The sequence below is a fragment of the Arenibacter hampyeongensis genome, from assembly GCF_002909255.1.
GTDB classification, from domain to species: domain Bacteria; phylum Bacteroidota; class Bacteroidia; order Flavobacteriales; family Flavobacteriaceae; genus Arenibacter; species Arenibacter hampyeongensis.
Genome location: NZ_PIOB01000005.1, coordinates 50589 through 67336, shown reverse-complemented (window position 1 = coordinate 67336; position 16748 = coordinate 50589). Strand labels below are relative to the sequence as shown.

Genomic DNA, 16748 nt, shown 5'->3' with positions numbered 1-16748 from the left:
ATTTTTTTTAGAAACTTATGTTTAGTCTAAGGCCTACTGGGGCGGTCCATGGGCCCACATTCCATTCTTCAAATCCCTGGTCTCCTTGGTCGTAGGCTAGCTCAGGGTCGATTCCGATACCGGCTGCAGTCCAAAGCATTATATTTTTGGCATAAACCGAAATGGCCACATTTTCAGCCGAAATAAATTTAGCCACTTGAGCAGGCAATGCATAGGTCATGGTAATATCCCTTAACTTAACAAAGGATGCGTCGTACAAAAACGCATAACCAGTTCTCCAGTAACTACCACTAGACTCTACAACTCTATAGGCGTCAAATAATTTTGTGCCCGTATCTCCAAAGTTTTCAGTATACGTTCCATCACCATTGTCTATTACCCCTGGAAAGAAAGCTCCGTTGTTATTTCCATTAAATTCAAATCCACCTAATGCTTCATTTCTTCCTCCAACCCAGACATCGTTGTCTCTATAAATAGGGTTTGATTTAATTTCATTGGCCAGCGTTGCTCCATCAGGATAAGAATTAGCATCTAAGATTCCTGAAAAGGTACTTGAACTGATTCCATTTTGCCAATCCTCGATTTTACCAGAACGCGCCATTCTCTTCATAGATTCAGAGTAGAAATCTCCACCCTGTCTCCAGTCGAAACTAGCAGATAGGGTAAGGTTTTTATATCGAATTGAAGTGTTCATCCCAACAGAAAAATCGTTGTTAAAATTCCCCATCTTCACTTGGTTTTCCCGAGCTCTATCAACTTCCCATCTACCATTGGAATCCAATATATTCCATCCCGCATACTCCCCTTCCTCTACTTTCTTTATATAAGGAGAGTACATATCTCCAATGATCCCTCCTACTCTTGTAAAAGCACCACCATCTGTTCCTCCTCCAAAATCAACACGATCAATACCGTCTACCAACTCTACAAGTTTACTTTCCTGTGTAGTGAAGTTAACGTTCATGTTCCATTCAACATCTTCTGTTCTAATAGGAACCATATTTAATCCAAATTCAAACCCGTAATTTTCCACATTACCAGCATTAATAGTGGTACTGGTATACCCCGTAAGCGGAGAGACATTCACATTTAATATCTGGTTTTTGTTTTGAGTCTTGTAATAGGTAGCTTCAAGTCCTAATCTACCTTGAAAAAAACCTAAGTCAGCACCTACCTCATAAGAAGTAGCAATTTCTGGCTTTAGCTTCGTATTTGGCATACTTCCAGGAAGTGAATAGGTAAAGTCATTCCCCCAAAATCCTTGGGTTAAAGTTGGGTGTATTAAATAAGGATCGGTATCCTTTCCAACTTCTGCCCATCCAGAGCGCAATTTAAGTAACGAAACCCAAGATGGCATTTGGAACATTTCAGAGATTAAAACACTACCTGATACAGATGGGTAAAAATAAGAACTGTTCTCCTTAGGAAGGGTACTAGACCAATCATTACGTGCCGTTAAATCCAAGTAGAGCATATTTTTATAGCTCAATGTCGCCATTCCATAAACACTGTATACCGCTTTTTTAAAAGTACCATTACCATATTCCAAACCTCCTCTGGTTACATTGGCCAGGGTAAACAAACCAGGAAGCACCAAATTGTCCCCTCCCGAACTATAGGTGTTAACTTCACTATTCAATATATTTCCACCTACAGAAGGGGATATACGGAAATCTCCAAATTTCTTATCATAGGAAAACAAAACATCTACGTTAGTTTCTTTAGAATTACTATTATCTAGGTTATACGCTCCAGTTGGCTTAGTGGTTCCCCCACCAAATCCTTGAAAAGACCACGGTTTTAACGTTTCTTGTTTATTGTAATTGCCACTATACGCCACACGAGCCATTGCACTAAAATTTGAGGTAATTTCCCAGTCTAGCTTAATATTCCCAAAACCACTTAACTTATCAAATTTATTGATTCGTTCATTGGCAGCGAACCAAGGGTTGTTATACCCATCCGTAACATTGCGTTGCTGTACATTCGGTGTTTCCCAATAATCCCCGTTTAGGTCATTGATGTTAATATGTGGCGCGATATTGAATAAATCAAAATATTGATTATCACCACTTAGATATCGAATTGGATTATTGTCAGAATTGGGGTTAGAAATATCAAAATTGGTAGAAACGGTAACATTATCCGTTATCTTATAGGCGGTATTTAGTCGGAAACCAAGCTTTTGAAGTTCGGTGCCAGGAGAGTACCCTTCTCCTTTTAAATGAGATACTGCTAATCTAAAGTTACCCTTGTCATAATTTCCACTTATACTAGCATCGTTTATGGTAGTTACTCCCGTTCTAAAGTAATCTTTTTGTGGGTTCTTATAAAACGTTAAAGGCACTGCTTCACCATTGCTATTATATTGTATTGCAGAGCCGCCTTCTCCCGGGCCGTACCAATGTTGCCAAGTGGCTTCATCAAAAATACCTCTTTGCCCATTGGTAAATTGATCCTGAGTTTCAAAATATTTATAGGGCGTATTTAAAGTAACCGTTGAGGAGAAGGAAACGCCAATTCCCTTTTTTAGACCTGCGCCAGATTTAGTAGTAACAAGGATTACCCCGTTACCTGCTCTGGAACCGTAAAGTGCAGCTGCACTTGCTCCTTTTAATATGGAAACACTCTCAATGTTCATGGCGCTTATATTACCCAAAACAGCAGTACTTCCAACAGGGGAACCATCTACAACAACCAAAGGCTCATCATTTCCTGACAACGAGGTTCTACCCCTAATATACACAAAAGTGTCCGCATTTAAGTCGTTCCCAGACCTTCGTATATCCAAACCAGAAACCCTACTACTCAATCCGCCCAAGGCATTTTCTTGAGGTACCAAGTTCATTTGTTCACCATCAACCTCCCCTACAGAGTATCCCAAGGCTCTTTTTTCTCGCTTCATTCCTAAAGCCGTAACCACTACTTCGTCCATTTTTTGGGCTGAAGGGTCCATCACAACATTTATATTAGTATTGTTCCCCACAACAACCTCTTTCGTCTCCATTCCTATATAGGAGAAGACAAGAACGGTTTGAGAATTGGGTACAGCAATACTAAAATAGCCATCAAAATCAGTAACCACTCCTTTGGTAGTCCCTTTTACAACCACATTTGCACCCGCTAAAAGCATTCCATCGCTGTCCTTAACAATTCCTTGGACTTCCGATTGTACAGGAGTATCGGTTTTATTGGGAACACTTTTAATGTACTTGTTTTCGCTTCTTTTTAGGATAATATGTTTGTCCAATACCTCATAGGACACATTGGTATTGAGAAAAAGTGTATGTAATATGCTCTTGACCCTTTCTTTGTTCACCTTAAGGGTAACAAGTTTACTGATATCCACATCTTTTATATTATAGAGAAATTTAAACTCGGTATGGGATTCAATCTCATTTAACACTTTTTCAATGGAGACCTCATTAAGATCCAGACTTATTCGTGTATTTTGGGCATAGTTATTAGCCCTAATATTAAATAGTGCAATGAAGAGTAAAATGGTGGTTAACTTCATTTTTAAACTAAATTCCGGGGGGCATAGCTGCCTACCCCTCATTTTAAAAAGGATTTTCATATTTTTGTTTTGATTATTTTGATGAGTATTTATTTGCTCATTGGTATTTGGCTGGGAGATGTTCGCGCATCTTCCAGTTTTTTTGAGCCTATTTGCGGTTTATTTCTTTTAATTCATATCGTATTCCCGTTTAGTTTATGGTTATTTTATCATTTTCAATCGTATAGTCAAACCTATAGCTTGTCCTAAAGGAAGCGAAGATTTGTACCATTAGCTCATCCTTGTCGAAACTGGCACTAAAATACTGTTCGCCCAGTTCTTTATTATTGTTTACAATACTAACATTATAAGTGCGCTCCAATTTCTTAATGATGTTTTTAAACTGCATACTTCTAAACACCTGTTTTCCCGATTTCCAACTCGTAAACAGACTGGTGTCCACTTCGTCCAGAGATATGTTACCACTTGAATGGTCATACACCCCCCTAAAACCAGGCTTCATAAAAGTGGTAGTTGCCGGCCCATAAACATCACCTTTGTATAGGCCAACCGATCCTGTGACCAAAACTGTAGTAACTTGTTTATCTTCAGGATAAGAGGAAAGATTGAATTCCGTGCCCAAAACCCGAACTTTTAAATCATTTATATTGACAATAAATGGATCTATGCTATCTTTTTCAATAGCAAAATAGGCCTCTCCAGTCAAGACTACTTCTCTGGTCCTGCCCGGTAAAAATTTCACCGGGTACTTTATGGAAGATCCTGAATTAAGAAATACAGTACTGCCATCTGACAGGACCAATTCAAATTGCTTTCCATTGGGTATGTTTAACTGGTTATGAATTAGTTTTTCCGAATCAACACCTTCATTATAGTTAAGTGTATTTCCTTTTTGCACTCCCACTTCGTTTCCTTCTGCATCGATTATCTTTCGCTTTCCATCTTCACTAATAACCTCTATGTTTCCATTATCCAACTGAAGTGTAATCTGGTTGGGGTCAATTAGTTCTTCTACATTGACTTCATTGAATTTTTGATTGAAAAAATAACCAAATCCTATGAGTAAGAGCAATACTGCAGCAATTTTAAGTAGGATTTGCGGGTGTAATCTTTTAATGCCGGGTTTCTCTTTCTGGATTTTACGGATCAATTCTTCCTTCATCGGCTGATCATCCATTTTATTGAGTCCCATAATGATTGCATAGTGCATGAGCACATAATCATTGAAGAGCTCCTTGTTCAAAGGATCTTCCAGCCAATCTTGCAACTCTTGAAGCTGTTTGGCCGTGGCGGTTTTATCGAGGTACTTAAGAATCCCTATTTCTATATTGGATGGAATCATGCTAGGTGTTATATTAGTACGACGTAGCCTAATTGGAACACCCTAGGTTTTTAATGAAAAAAAAGAAATTTATTTTTCCACAACAGCTCGGACTAAAAATGGGGTCACTGCCAATAGAAGTGACCAGAACGATTCCATGTGTTAAGGAAGGACCAGGAATCCAAGGTTTTAATCTATTTTTATCGTGAAAATGTTAGGTGGATCTAAAGTCCTAATATAGATGACTCCAATGTTGCTTACCAATGACACACACTGGGCACGGCTATGTACCAAGTTGCCATTATTGCCAAGCTTAAATTTTTATTTTGAAGGGGATTTCTGAGGTCTTTTCTTCCTTACCAAACTATCTGCAGGGTATGTAGCCTTTAAATATGCCATTTGGGCCTTGGACCAATCCATAATTTTGTCCTGTTGCACTTGGGTAAGGTTGGCTTCAGGATGCAGTCCAAAATAGGTATAGGACGGTATTGGCATTTCCTTCTCTTCCACCATTTCTACAATCTCTTCGAATTTATGATATTGGATTGCCAAAGGCAACTTTGTGAAGTTTGAAAAATTTAAATGCTTTTTGCCGTCTACCACATGATCATTTAAAAACCAGGCCACAGGCTGAACATTGGAGTACCAGGGATATTCAGTCTTATTGGAATGGCAATCCATACAGGAAACATCCAAGATGTAATTAACATCTTCGGGAACTTTATATTTAGTAGAAATACCATATGTATTGTCATCTGAAATATTCTTATCTGGACGGACAAATTGAATCAAAATCAAAACTATAGCTAGGCCTATTAATATCTTTTTAAGCATAATAAAAAGTGATTTTTAATGATAAATTCCCTGAATTACTCATCCTTGTCTTAGTACTAAAGTAATATTTTTTTTGATTGGACCCGTTTTTTAGTCAATTACCTCAGGGCAAGCGTCAGAGCATTCATATCCCACTTAGCGAGTAAATGGTTTAATTTTTATTATTTGACTAACTTATTGACTAAATAGCCTTAACACTAACTACGACAGTATTACCCTATTATCATACCAACCTAATACTAGGAAACGTTTATAAAGTTTAAATTGAAATAGTAATACCAATCCGTTGGTCCCTTCGGTTTTTTTCTACTATTATGATTTAGGAGTAAAGAATTTGCATTCGAAGTAGATTTTCTATTTGAAATAATTTTCAAGGGCAGAAAAATAAATCCTAATATTAATGCTAAATACTGATTTTAAACTCGTTATAACTAAATAATCAATTAATGAGATTGTTAGAAGCCTGTTTTATCCAGGCGCGAAAAGTCTGTTTAATCAATTTGAAATATGAAAAAATCAAAATTTCGGCTAGGAAAAAAAATGGTCAACTCCATAAAGCTGTGCAAAAGGTGAAGAACACCGCAGAGACCGTACTATACCCGAATAAGATAATTGGACAAATTCTGTCTAAGCTTATCAAACGAAATAGGTTTTGTAAAATAATCGTTCATTCCAACTTCCAGGGCGCCTTGAATGGTTTCCTTGGTAACATCCGCTGAGAAACCAATAATAATAAGGTCTTTATTGGTCTTCCTTATTTCCACGGTAGCCTCAAAACCATCCATTTCAGGCATATGAATATCCATAAAGACCAAATCGTAGTCATTTTCGGCCACAGCCATTACAGCCTCTTTTCCATTGCCTACCCAATAGGTATTTATACCAAAGGTATCCAGGGTCTTTTTTAGAACAACCACATTTATTCTATTGTCGTCTACGATCAAAACCTTAAACCCGCTTAAATCTACATCGTTGGCAACGGGAACATTTTTTTCCGGTTGCACCTCCGTTATTGGGAATTTAAGGGATATCATAAATTCCGAACCCACATTTTCCGTACTGTCAACTTCAATATGACCCTCTAACAATTCCAATAAAAGATAGGTAATATACAGCCCTAGCCCACTACCTTCATGCCTTTTTGTGATACCGGAATCTATTTGGGTAAACCTGTCAAATATAGTTTTTAGCTTACTTTTTGGAATTCCTATTCCTGTATCCTTTATGCCGATGTTAATATTTAGGTCGTTGTTTACTACGCGTTCTTCGTAACTAATATCTATTCCGCCCTCTTCGGTAAATTTTAAGGCATTCCTTAAAAGATTGGTGAGGATCTGGCCAAACTTTCCAATGTCGCCTATAACGTGGATTTTGGCCACCGAATCAATTTCCGAACGCACATAAAGGCCTTTAGCCTCAATACTGGGCGTATAGATACTAATAATATTCCTAAGTTCATCTGATGGGGAAAAGACGTCCTTTTTAAAAGTTACCTGACCGGATTCTATTTTATCTATCTCCAAAATATCGTTCACCAGCAACAGTAATTTTTTGGAAGAGACATCCATCAAAGACAGATATTCCTTTAAGGAACTATCAATTTTCGACTCTTTTAAAACTTCTATAAAACCTAAAATAGCATTTAAAGGAGTCCTGATCTCATGACTCATGTTGGACACAAACTCGGTTTTGGACTTGGAAGCCCTTTCCGCTTTTATCCGCTCATCCCTAATACTTTTATTGATATCCCTGAGCTTAACATTTAATTCCCTAAAGCGTTTGTTCTCACCAATGGAGGATTGATAAAAATAGATCAATAAACTCATGAGCAGGGATATCAATACTCCAAAAATTAAAATGCTTGAAGACGATTTCTTTCTCCCTGTCAATATCCCCTTATTACGGGGCATTAAATAAAAAGTCCAATTTTGGCCATCAAATTCATCCACCTCATAGGACCTTTCAAAAATAAGTTCTTCACTAAAGTCGCTCGGAGCGGGATCATTGAATCTATAGAAAGTGACACCCTTATCATCCTTTATTTCAATGGCATAGTTTTCCATTCCCAATGCCAATTCATTGAAAGTAAGGGTAAAATCCATTCCAGCAGTTATGGTTCCCTGAAATTTTCCCCCAAAAAAAACAGGAACATCAACCAAAAAAGAATGTCCTCCCTGTGTTAAGGGTATCCAAGAAGTTAGGTTGGTTGAAGAATCCTTTACATGTCGCAGCCATTCAGCTTGCCGAGGATGATTCGAAAGATCCAAACCTACCGCTGCCTCATTGCCTTTAAATGGCATAATCTTTCTAATAACTTGGGAACTATCTATCCATTCCACGAATTTAAAGGAAGGATTTTGTTTTAGAATAAGCTCGGCATCCTCTTCCCAATATTGGAAATAATCCCCATGGCTCATTTCCATACGTTCCATAAGATTCTCCAAGGCAATTATACTGTTTTGACCTGATGATAAAAATGCCTGGGATTGAAGTAGTCCATTAATCTCTATCTCCTTCCTAAGCAGTTCTTTGTCCGCCTTTAGGGAGAGGTTCCACAAAAGAGCAACAACAGTCATTAAAACTGCAAATACTGAAAAAGGATAGATTAATTCTCTTTTTGAAAATTTAAAAGACATATTAGGTTTTCTCTAGAACGTAATTTATAAGTTCAGTTGCTGGTTGTTGTTGTCAAAGATATCACAATAAATAAAAAATATCGCTCTTTAATAGGCATATAATATCGGTCCGTTCCAAATACGGTCTACCCCTTGAATGAATTTTTACAAAAAATTGGCAAACCACAGCTGAACCCTTATGTCCCAATTGATTACAACCATTTTTTTTTGTATTTGGCCCTCAAGAAACCCAGGGTCATTGCAGGCATTATTTATCCGTTAAATGCATTGACTGAATTTTGAGATTTCCAAGACCTCCATGGCTGTCTCATATCCGGTTAACGGAATGCAAACTTTTAGAACCATCCATAAACCCAGTTTCAATTAATTTGACAAACGGAGGACATTGATCACCTAACGAAATTATTAATGAAATTTCTAAATTAACTTTTCTAAAAAAATTATCTTTGTTGTAAATAAAATTTATGAGTATGTCTTATGTTGATTTATATAGTTCTGGAACGCATAGAAGAAATTTAGCGCATTTTGCGTCAATTACTACTTTAGCCGCTGTTGACGGTGCAATAAACACCAAGGAAAAAGAATTATTGGACCGTTTTGCCAACAAACTTGATATTACGGAAGACGAATACAAGGAGGTTATGAAATCGGAAAATAAATACCCCATTAATCCACCTGCCAGTTCCGAAGAACGTCTAGAAAGATTATTTGATTTGTTCAGAATAATTTTCGTTGATAATGTAATTGATGAAGAGGAGAGGCTTCTAATAACCAAATATGCCATTGGTTTGGGGTATAGGTCTGAAAGTGCCAATCTGATTATTAAAAGATCTATAGATATTTTCTCCGGAAAAATAGATTTTGAGGATTATTTATACCTTTTAAAACATTAGGCAATATTCCGAAGATAGGTAAGAAAAGGAGCTCATTGCTCCTTTTCTTACTTTGTGGCCAGCATAAACTCTTCGGCCTTTTCTACCATTTTTCTGCTTCCACAAAAGAAAGGTACCCTTTGGTGCAATTCCGTGGGATTTATATCCATGATAGGTTTAAACCCATTACTTGCCTTTCCATTGGCTTGTTCGGCAATGAATGCCATAGGGTTGCACTCGTATAGTAGCCGCAATTTTCCTTCAGCTGCAACACTACTCTTAGGATATAGATAGATTCCCCCCTTGATCATATTTCTGTGAAAATCGGACACCAAAGATCCAATATATCTTGAGGTATAAGGCCTATCACCTTCCTCCTTCTGACAATACTTAATATAGTCCTTGACACCCTGCGGAAAATGTACATAATTGCCTTCATTTACGGAGTAAATTCTACCCGTTTCCGGAAACACCATGTTGGGATGGGAAAGATAAAATGTCCCCAATGCAGGGTTTAAAGTAAAACCATTTACACCATCACCTGTGGTATAGACCAACATTGTAGAGGTACCATAAACAATATAACCAGCCGCGATCTGGGCCCTCCCCGGCTGTAAAAAATCCTCTAGGGCAACAGGGGTGCCAATAGGCGTAACCCGTCTATAGATGGAGAATATAGTCCCCACCGAAACATTGACATCTATATTTGATGAGCCGTCCAAAGGATCGATCAAAACAATGTACTTATTTTGGTGTTTATTGTCACTGCTGTTAATGCTGATAAAATCATCTTCCTCCTCGGAGGCGATCCCACAGACAATTTCACGATTTATTAAAGTTTGAATAAATTTTTCGTTGGCCAAAACATCCAACTTTTGTTGGTCTTCCCCCTGAATATTAGTGTCCCCTGCCGTCCCGATAATATCTACCAATCCGGCCTTATTAACTTCGTGGTTTACCACTTTTGCCGCCAACCGAATAGCGTTAATAAGTTTTGAAAGCTCCCCAGAGGAATATTGGAAAGACGACTGGTTTTCAATAATGAATTCCCCTAGGGTGGTATTTTTTCTTTGCATTACGAAAGCTTTGTGTATTTGAGCACAAATATCGGTTAATTTGTGAAACTACAACGTTTTCGTAAAATATTGATTTTTTAAATTTATAACTTTGTGTTTTATTTGTAACAATTATGAAGTACATCATTCGAGATGCCGAGGCCAGGGATATGGCACAAGTGCACAAATTGATTAAGGAGTTGGCCGTTTTTGAAAAAGAAGAGAACGCCGTAGAGGTAAGTATTGAAGACTTAAAGAGGGATGGCTTTGGAAGCAATAAGTTATTTCACTGCTATGTAGCGGAGGCCGATGAGGAAATAGTTGGGATGGCCCTGTTATTTAACAGGTACTCCACTTGGAAAGGTCCAATTATCCATTTAGAAGATTTGATCGTTACCGAATCTATGAGAGGAAGTGGGCTGGGTGCCGCCTTATTGACCAAGGTGGTGGAACACGGATATCAACTTGGTGTTAAACGCATTAATTGGGAAGTCCTGGACTGGAATGATCCGGCAATCGCCTTTTACGAAAGTAGAGGTGCCAAGGTTATGCGGGATTGGAATGTGGTTCATTTGGATGAAAAAGGAATTCAAAAATTTTTAAATAAACTATGAGGGTTTTTAAATTTGGAGGAGCATCGGTTAAGGATGCCGAAAGTATAAAGAACGTTGTTAAAGTCTTAAAGGAGGTTGGCCATGAAAATACCTTATTGGTAGTTTCCGCAATGGGCAAGACCACCAATGCCATGGAAGATGTTGTAAATGCATATTTCAAGGATAAATCGAAATTGTCCTCGGCAATACATGAAGTTATTCAGTACCACGATTCAATTCTGCACAACCTATTCCCTAATGATAAACACCCCGTTTTTGCAAGTGTCAAAACTCTTTTTGATGAAGTGCAGGGATTTTTGGTATGGAACAAGTCTCCCAAGTATGGTTTTATATATGATCAGGTTGTAGGTTACGGCGAATTGGTATCCACTACCATTCTTAGTGCCTATTTAAATGAAATTGGAATAACCAATCAATGGTTGGACGTGCGTACCTTGATCAAAACCAATGACGATTATCGCGATGCAATAGTAAATTGGGAGAAAACCCAAATTAATGTTACCGAAAAGATAGATAAGCGCAAATTGAATATCACACAGGGCTTTTTGGGAAGTGATGACAATAACTTTACAACTACATTGGGAAGGGAAGGTTCTGACTATACGGCTGCCATCTTGGCCTTTTGCCTAAATGCCGAAGAGGTCACCATTTGGAAGGATGTCCCAGGGGTCCTGAACGCTGATCCCAGGTATTTTGAAAAAACGCAATTGTTGAACAATATTTCCTACCGGGAGGCTATAGAACTTGCTTTCTATGGCGCTTCGGTAATTCACCCTAAAACCTTACAACCCTTGCAGAGAAAGGAAATACCGCTACATGTAAAATCCTTTATCAATCCTAGGGACAAGGGTACAACTGTGGGCAAAGGAATTGGGATAGAACCCAAGGTACCCTGTTTTATTGTTAAAAAGAATCAGGTACTAATGAAGCTTTCATCATTGGACTTCTCGTTTATTGTAGAAGACAGTATAAGTGAACTTTTTAAAATGCTCCACGACCATCAGATGAAAGTGGATCTGATACAGAATTCAGCTATTAGTTTTTCCGTATGTATGGATAATAAATTTGGTAAATTGGAAGAACTTTTAAACCTTCTAAAAAGTAGGTTTAAAGTAGTGCACCATGAGGGTGTATCTTTATATACCATTAGACATTTTGATATTGAAGCCATAACCTCGCTCCAAAAAGGTAAAGAAATATTATTGGAACAAAGAGGAAAGGAAACAGTGCAATTGGTGGTACAATAGGGCAATGAATTAATTTGTTGGTATGTTATTTTCGGGATTGCTGTAGCGATTTTCCTATCTTAGCGCTTACCAAATTACACTAAGGCATGGGTTTAGTAACCGCAAAGGAAGTAGCTAAGGCTATTAATCTGGATAAATACGGCTTTCTGGGAACGTTTATTGGATGGTTGCTTATGAAAGTAACCAAAATTTCCAGTATTAACCGTTTTTACAATGACCATAAACACCTGGAAGGACTTGCTTTTCTAGATGCGATTTTGGCCCATTATCAAATAAAATTTGAGATTCCAGAGGAAGATTTTAAACGATTGCCGAAGCAGGGTTGTTATATTACAATTTCCAATCACCCTCTCGGCGGCATAGACGGGGTACTGCTCCTAAAATTGCTTTTAAAACAGAGATCGGACTTCAAGATAATCGCGAACTTTTTATTGAATAGGATAGAGCCAATGGCGCCCTATATTCTTCCCGTTAACCCTTTTGAGACCCATAAGGATGCCAAAAGCAGTATTTCCGGGTTTAAGAATGCGATGCAGCATTTGAGGGACGGCCATCCTTTGGGAATTTTTCCTGCAGGTGAAGTATCTACCTATAAAGACGGAAAATTAATCGTGGATAGGCCCTGGGAGGAGGCCGCTTTAAAACTGATACGAAGGGCCGAAGTGCCTGTGGTCCCCATCTATTTTCATGCAAAAAATAGTCGGTTGTTTTATCGCTTATCCAAGATAAGTGATGTATTCCGAACGGCTAAATTACCTTCAGAAGTTACTTCGCAAAAGAACAGGATCATAAAGGTGCGTATTGGGCAACCCATTTCTGTACAGACACAGAACGAACAGGAAAATCTGGTCGAGTTTGCGGAACTATTGCGCCGTAAAACATATATGCTCTCCAACGCCTATGAAAAGGAAAGGTTGTTGGACCAGATCCCAACCAGTTTAAAATTACCGAAAGCCCCAAGAAAGATTGCAACTGCAGTAAGTACCGAGATTATACAGGAAGAAATTGAACGTTTAAGGGTAAAGGATTGTAGACTGTTACAAAGCAAAAATTACGAGGTATTCTTGGCCAAGGCCATGGACATGCCCTTTATTCTAAAAGAAATAGGCAGGCAGCGCGAAGTTACCTTTAGAGCCATAGGCGAAGGAACCAACAATGCCATTGATCTGGATAAATTTGATAATTATTATCGCCACCTCTTCCTTTGGGATGATGAGGAAAAGGTAATAGTTGGGGCATACCGAATGGGAATGGGTTCGGAAATATTTGAGGAACACGGCATAGATGGGTTTTATTTACAGGACCTTTTTCGATTTGAACCTGAACTCTATGGCATGATGTCCAAATCCATTGAAATGGGCAGGGCCTACATCATTAAGGAATATCAACAAAAACCAATGCCTCTTTTCCTATTGTGGAAAGGCATTGTACACACCACCTTGAGATTTCCGGATCACAAGTTTTTAATTGGAGGGGTAAGTATCAGCAATCAGTTTTCCAACTTTTCAAAGTCCTTGATGATAGAATTTATGAAAAGTAACTATTGGGACCCTTATGTAGCACAATACATTAGGCCCAAAAAGGAATTCAAGGTTAAACTTAACGATGCCGACAAGGACTTTATATTTGATGAAACCGAAGCAGATCTCAACAAATTTGATAGGCTTATAGAGGAGGTGGAACCAGGCAGTTTAAGACTTCCCGTACTGATCAAAAAATACATTAAACAAAATGCCAAGGTAGTAGCCTTTAACGTAGACCCATTATTTAATAATTCAGTAGATGGATTAATGTATATTAAAATAGCGGATCTGCCCGAAAGTACCGTTAAGCCGGTTATGGAGGAGTTCCAGGCAGAATTGGAGCGAAAGTTGGCGGATGGGCAGCACGAAGACGAAGGCCTGGTCTAGGCACTTGTCCAACAGGCGACTTTAGCCCCCCCTAAAGCTTAATGGACCCCCACAAGAACACTTCTTCTTTCGAACAACAGATTATCCTTCCAGACATTGTCGCGTTTACCTATGCGCTCCCTTTTACCGATAAAGCGAAATCCCATCTTGAGATGTAATTCCACACTTCCTTTATTTTCAGGAAAAATTCCCGATTGCAAGGTCCACAATCCCGCTTTTTCGCTTTCATCAATTAACTGAAGCATAAGCAATTTCCCTACTCCCTGCCCTCTATTTTCCTCCGCTATATAGATACTCACTTCTGCAACACCGCCATAAACACATCTGCTGGATACAGGGGAAAGTGCTGCCCATCCCAATATGTTTTCTCCATTGGCAGCCACTAATCTACCTATCTTTAAATGTGCCTCATCCCAGACTTGGAACGCTGGCACTTCTTTCTCAAAAGTAGCGAAGCCCGTATCCATACCCTCCTGATATATTTTGGCCACAAGTGGCCAATCGCCATTTGACATTTCTCGAATTTCCATTTAAATACCAATAAGGACTAAACCAATCAAATCCAATACTCGATTAATCGTAATATTACGATAAATATTTACAAAAATAAAGTCGGACTAAAAAAATCCGACTTTAAACTTTTATTAGAACCAAGGTTTTCTACCTGCCTGATAGGTATTATAAAATTCCTCGTCCGATTTTGTTAGATACATGATACCTTCAATTAAGCCAACTATTGATACCAGCATAGTCGGTATCCCACAAAGAAACCAACCCAAGACACCTACTGCCGCCATAATGATACCTTCCTTTTGATATCCCAAAATAAATTTATGTATCCCCAGCCATCCAAATAAGATTGCCAAGATTCCCGCCAATAATTTTTTGTTATCTCCTCCGGCACTGGCCAAACCTTCCTTGAATTCATCGGCTGTTTTTTTGGCTTCCTGTCCAAAATCCTTGGCCGCTTCCTTAGTGTCCTCTGCAAATTCCTTTGCATCTTCTGCAAACTCCTTAGCTGATTCCTTAGCTCCTTTTGCGGCTCCTTTTGCAGCGTCTTCAGCCTTATCTCCTAAATCTTTATTTTCTTCCGACATGGTTGTATTTTAGTTGATTAATAATAGTACTAAATGTAATAATTATTTCCCAATCACAGAAACGCTTTATCATTGGGTTCCCACAATTCCAATTTATTGCCATCAGGGTCTAAAATCCAGCCAAATTTACCGTAATTGTATTCCTCAATTTCACCTACAACTGTAACACCTTCTTCCCGTAAAACATCCAGTAGTTCCACCAAATTTTCCACTCGGAAGTTCATCATAAAATTGGATTTGCTCGGTTCAAAATATTTGGTGTCATCTTTCATGGGACTCCATTGGGTAGAACAATCTTCACCCTCCTTATCCTTCCACCAAAAAGTACAGCCATATTGATCGGTATTAAGGCCAAGGTGTTTATTGTACCATTGTTTAATACCATTGGGGTCTTTGGTCTTAAAGAAAAAACCACCCAATCCTGTAACTCTATTTTTCATGATAGTCCAATTTTGATTTCCATAATTTTAAAATGTACGACAATTCTATAAATGAAGCACAACCCATAAGGGCCAAAAAAACTTAAATGGACTTGTTAAATACCGGGCTAACAAAATTTCACCTTGATCTTATTTACCACCGTCTGTGCCAATTTAATTTTACTCTCTACGGTCCATCCCGCTACATGGGGAGTAAGCAACACATTCTCGGCATTGATCAAATAGGTAAAAGCCTCTGGTAATTCCGACTCACTGAACATATCTTCAAAAGACTTCTTTTCATACTCAAGCACGTCCAAACCGGCTCCAAGTACCTTGCCATCTTTCATTGCGGCCACAAGGTCCTCCGTTACCACGCATTTGCCCCTAGCAGTATTAATCAACCACAGCGGGTTCTTGAATTCATTTAAAAAATCGGCATTGACCATATTCTTGGTAGCCTCGGTCTGCGGTACATGGAGGCTAAGTATCTCCGCCCTTTGTCTTAATTCCATAATCCCAACTTGTCTGGCATTGTCATCGCCTACTCCCCCAACAATATCGTAACAAATAACTTCTACATCAAAGCCCTTTAGCTTTTTGGCGAAGGCCTTGCCCATATTGCCATAGCCGATAATCCCTACCGTTCTACCGTCCAATTCAATACCGCGATTTCCTTCCCGATCCCATTTGCCATTTCTCACCTCTTTATCTGCCTTATTAAGTTTGTTGAAGAGAGACAACAACATTCCCAAAGCGTGCTCCCCTACGGCATTTCTGTTTCCTTCAGGTGCGGCCGCTAGAAATATTCCCAGTCGTTTGGCATGTTCAGTATCTATATTTTCCAATCCTGCTCCAAGACGGCCAATGAACTTTAGGTTGGTTGCCTTATCCAAAAAAGACGCGTCGATAGTAAACCTGCTTCTGATGATGACCCCATCATACTCGCCGATTTTATTTTCAATCTGCTCTTTGGAGGAAGTGTAATCTTCATCATTTTGAAACCCCAAGGCATTGAATTGTTCTATGATCAAAGGGTGGTTTACATCTAAATGGAGAACTTTCATAAACTAAATATTATACTGTAAAGATACAAGACCGTACGGCTATTGGAAACAAGAACCAAGACTATTTTCAGGCTTAAATATTATTTTAAAAACTTATTTGCACTAGGGATTGCAGCTGGCTACCCTGTAGCGCGGAAAGCCCGCCACCGCCGAAGAAGG

Annotated in this window: 13 protein-coding genes; 4 read left to right on the top strand and 9 right to left on the bottom strand. The window is 38.6% G+C overall.

Annotation, left to right across the window (positions count from 1 at the left end):
• Window positions 1-7: 7 nt before the first annotated feature.
• The 4 genes from CWD91_RS13570 to CWD91_RS13555 all read right to left on the bottom strand — a co-directional run bounded on the left by CWD91_RS13570 (window position 8) and on the right by CWD91_RS13555 (window position 8308).
• Window positions 8-3577 carry a SusC/RagA family TonB-linked outer membrane protein gene (locus tag CWD91_RS13570; protein WP_103441510.1) on the bottom strand — a complete coding sequence of 1190 codons (3570 nt, stop codon included), beginning with the start codon at window positions 3575-3577 and terminating at the stop codon, window positions 8-10.
• Between the two features lie 130 nt (window positions 3578-3707).
• Window positions 3708-4859, bottom strand: a complete 1152-nt coding sequence (locus CWD91_RS13565; protein ID WP_103441509.1) for a FecR family protein — start codon at window positions 4857-4859, stop codon at window positions 3708-3710.
• 300 nt (window positions 4860-5159) lie between these two features.
• Window positions 5160-5672, bottom strand: a complete 513-nt coding sequence (locus tag CWD91_RS13560; RefSeq protein ID WP_103441508.1) for a heme-binding domain-containing protein — start codon at window positions 5670-5672, stop codon at window positions 5160-5162.
• Window positions 5673-6265: 593 nt separating this feature from the next.
• Complete coding sequence (locus CWD91_RS13555) at window positions 6266-8308, bottom strand: response regulator (protein WP_103441507.1); 2043 nt, start codon at window positions 8306-8308, stop codon at window positions 6266-6268.
• Between the two features lie 470 nt (window positions 8309-8778).
• Here CWD91_RS13555 and CWD91_RS13550 point away from each other — a divergent pair, with 470 nt between their 5' ends.
• On the top strand, window positions 8779-9201 hold the full coding sequence (locus CWD91_RS13550) for a tellurite resistance TerB family protein (protein WP_103441506.1): 423 nt from the start codon (window positions 8779-8781) through the stop codon (window positions 9199-9201).
• Between the two features lie 47 nt (window positions 9202-9248).
• Here the strand turns inward: CWD91_RS13550 and fbp are convergent, their stop codons facing one another.
• Window positions 9249-10256, bottom strand: coding sequence for a class 1 fructose-bisphosphatase (fbp, locus tag CWD91_RS13545; RefSeq protein ID WP_103441505.1), 1008 nt, complete (start codon window positions 10254-10256; stop codon window positions 9249-9251).
• Between the two features lie 113 nt (window positions 10257-10369).
• Between fbp and CWD91_RS13540 the strand changes: the two genes are divergently transcribed.
• The 3 genes from CWD91_RS13540 to CWD91_RS13530 all read left to right on the top strand — a co-directional run bounded on the left by CWD91_RS13540 (window position 10370) and on the right by CWD91_RS13530 (window position 14006).
• Window positions 10370-10849, top strand: a complete 480-nt coding sequence (locus CWD91_RS13540; RefSeq protein WP_103441504.1) for a GNAT family N-acetyltransferase — start codon at window positions 10370-10372, stop codon at window positions 10847-10849.
• The gene (locus tag CWD91_RS13535) at window positions 10846-12096 is read left to right on the top strand and encodes an aspartate kinase (RefSeq protein WP_103441503.1); all 1251 of its coding nucleotides are present in this window, start codon (window positions 10846-10848) and stop codon (window positions 12094-12096) included. The genes CWD91_RS13540 and CWD91_RS13535 overlap by 4 nt, the downstream gene beginning before the upstream one ends.
• 86 nt (window positions 12097-12182) lie before the next feature.
• The gene (locus CWD91_RS13530) at window positions 12183-14006 is read left to right on the top strand and encodes a GNAT family N-acyltransferase (RefSeq protein ID WP_103441502.1); all 1824 of its coding nucleotides are present in this window, start codon (window positions 12183-12185) and stop codon (window positions 14004-14006) included.
• A gap of 38 nt (window positions 14007-14044) precedes the next feature.
• Here CWD91_RS13530 and CWD91_RS13525 read toward each other — a convergent pair whose 3' ends face one another.
• The 4 genes from CWD91_RS13525 to CWD91_RS13510 form a co-directional block, all read right to left on the bottom strand.
• Entirely contained in the window at window positions 14045-14536 is a 492-nt protein-coding gene (locus CWD91_RS13525; RefSeq protein WP_103441501.1) for a GNAT family N-acetyltransferase, read from the bottom strand.
• Between the two features lie 114 nt (window positions 14537-14650).
• Entirely contained in the window at window positions 14651-15103 is a 453-nt protein-coding gene (locus CWD91_RS13520; protein WP_103441500.1) for a TM2 domain-containing protein, read from the bottom strand.
• Between the two features lie 53 nt (window positions 15104-15156).
• Complete coding sequence (locus CWD91_RS13515; protein WP_103441499.1) at window positions 15157-15543, bottom strand: VOC family protein; 387 nt, start codon at window positions 15541-15543, stop codon at window positions 15157-15159.
• A 107-nt stretch (window positions 15544-15650) separates the two neighbouring features.
• Window positions 15651-16589 (bottom strand): 2-hydroxyacid dehydrogenase, encoded by a 939-nt coding sequence (locus CWD91_RS13510; protein ID WP_103441498.1) that lies wholly within the window; start codon window positions 16587-16589, stop codon window positions 15651-15653.
• Window positions 16590-16748 lie beyond the last annotated feature (159 nt).

What these genes read in the sequence shown, in the direction of transcription:
- CWD91_RS13570 (WP_103441510.1), bottom strand. Translation starts at nt 3,577, where the DNA reads ATGAAAATCCTTTTTAAAATGAGGGGTAGGCAGCTATGCCCCCCGGAA.
- CWD91_RS13565 (WP_103441509.1), bottom strand. Translation starts at nt 4,859, where the DNA reads ATGATTCCATCCAATATAGAAATAGGGATTCTTAAGTACCTCGATAAA.
- CWD91_RS13560 (WP_103441508.1), bottom strand. Translation starts at nt 5,672, where the DNA reads ATGCTTAAAAAGATATTAATAGGCCTAGCTATAGTTTTGATTTTGATT.
- CWD91_RS13555 (WP_103441507.1), bottom strand. Translation starts at nt 8,308, where the DNA reads ATGTCTTTTAAATTTTCAAAAAGAGAATTAATCTATCCTTTTTCAGTA.
- CWD91_RS13550 (WP_103441506.1), top strand. Translation starts at nt 8,779, where the DNA reads ATGTCTTATGTTGATTTATATAGTTCTGGAACGCATAGAAGAAATTTA.
- fbp (WP_103441505.1), bottom strand. Translation starts at nt 10,256, where the DNA reads ATGCAAAGAAAAAATACCACCCTAGGGGAATTCATTATTGAAAACCAG.
- CWD91_RS13540 (WP_103441504.1), top strand. Translation starts at nt 10,370, where the DNA reads ATGAAGTACATCATTCGAGATGCCGAGGCCAGGGATATGGCACAAGTG.
- CWD91_RS13535 (WP_103441503.1), top strand. Translation starts at nt 10,846, where the DNA reads ATGAGGGTTTTTAAATTTGGAGGAGCATCGGTTAAGGATGCCGAAAGT.
- CWD91_RS13530 (WP_103441502.1), top strand. Translation starts at nt 12,183, where the DNA reads ATGGGTTTAGTAACCGCAAAGGAAGTAGCTAAGGCTATTAATCTGGAT.
- CWD91_RS13525 (WP_103441501.1), bottom strand. Translation starts at nt 14,536, where the DNA reads ATGGAAATTCGAGAAATGTCAAATGGCGATTGGCCACTTGTGGCCAAA.
- CWD91_RS13520 (WP_103441500.1), bottom strand. Translation starts at nt 15,103, where the DNA reads ATGTCGGAAGAAAATAAAGATTTAGGAGATAAGGCTGAAGACGCTGCA.
- CWD91_RS13515 (WP_103441499.1), bottom strand. Translation starts at nt 15,543, where the DNA reads ATGAAAAATAGAGTTACAGGATTGGGTGGTTTTTTCTTTAAGACCAAA.
- CWD91_RS13510 (WP_103441498.1), bottom strand. Translation starts at nt 16,589, where the DNA reads ATGAAAGTTCTCCATTTAGATGTAAACCACCCTTTGATCATAGAACAA.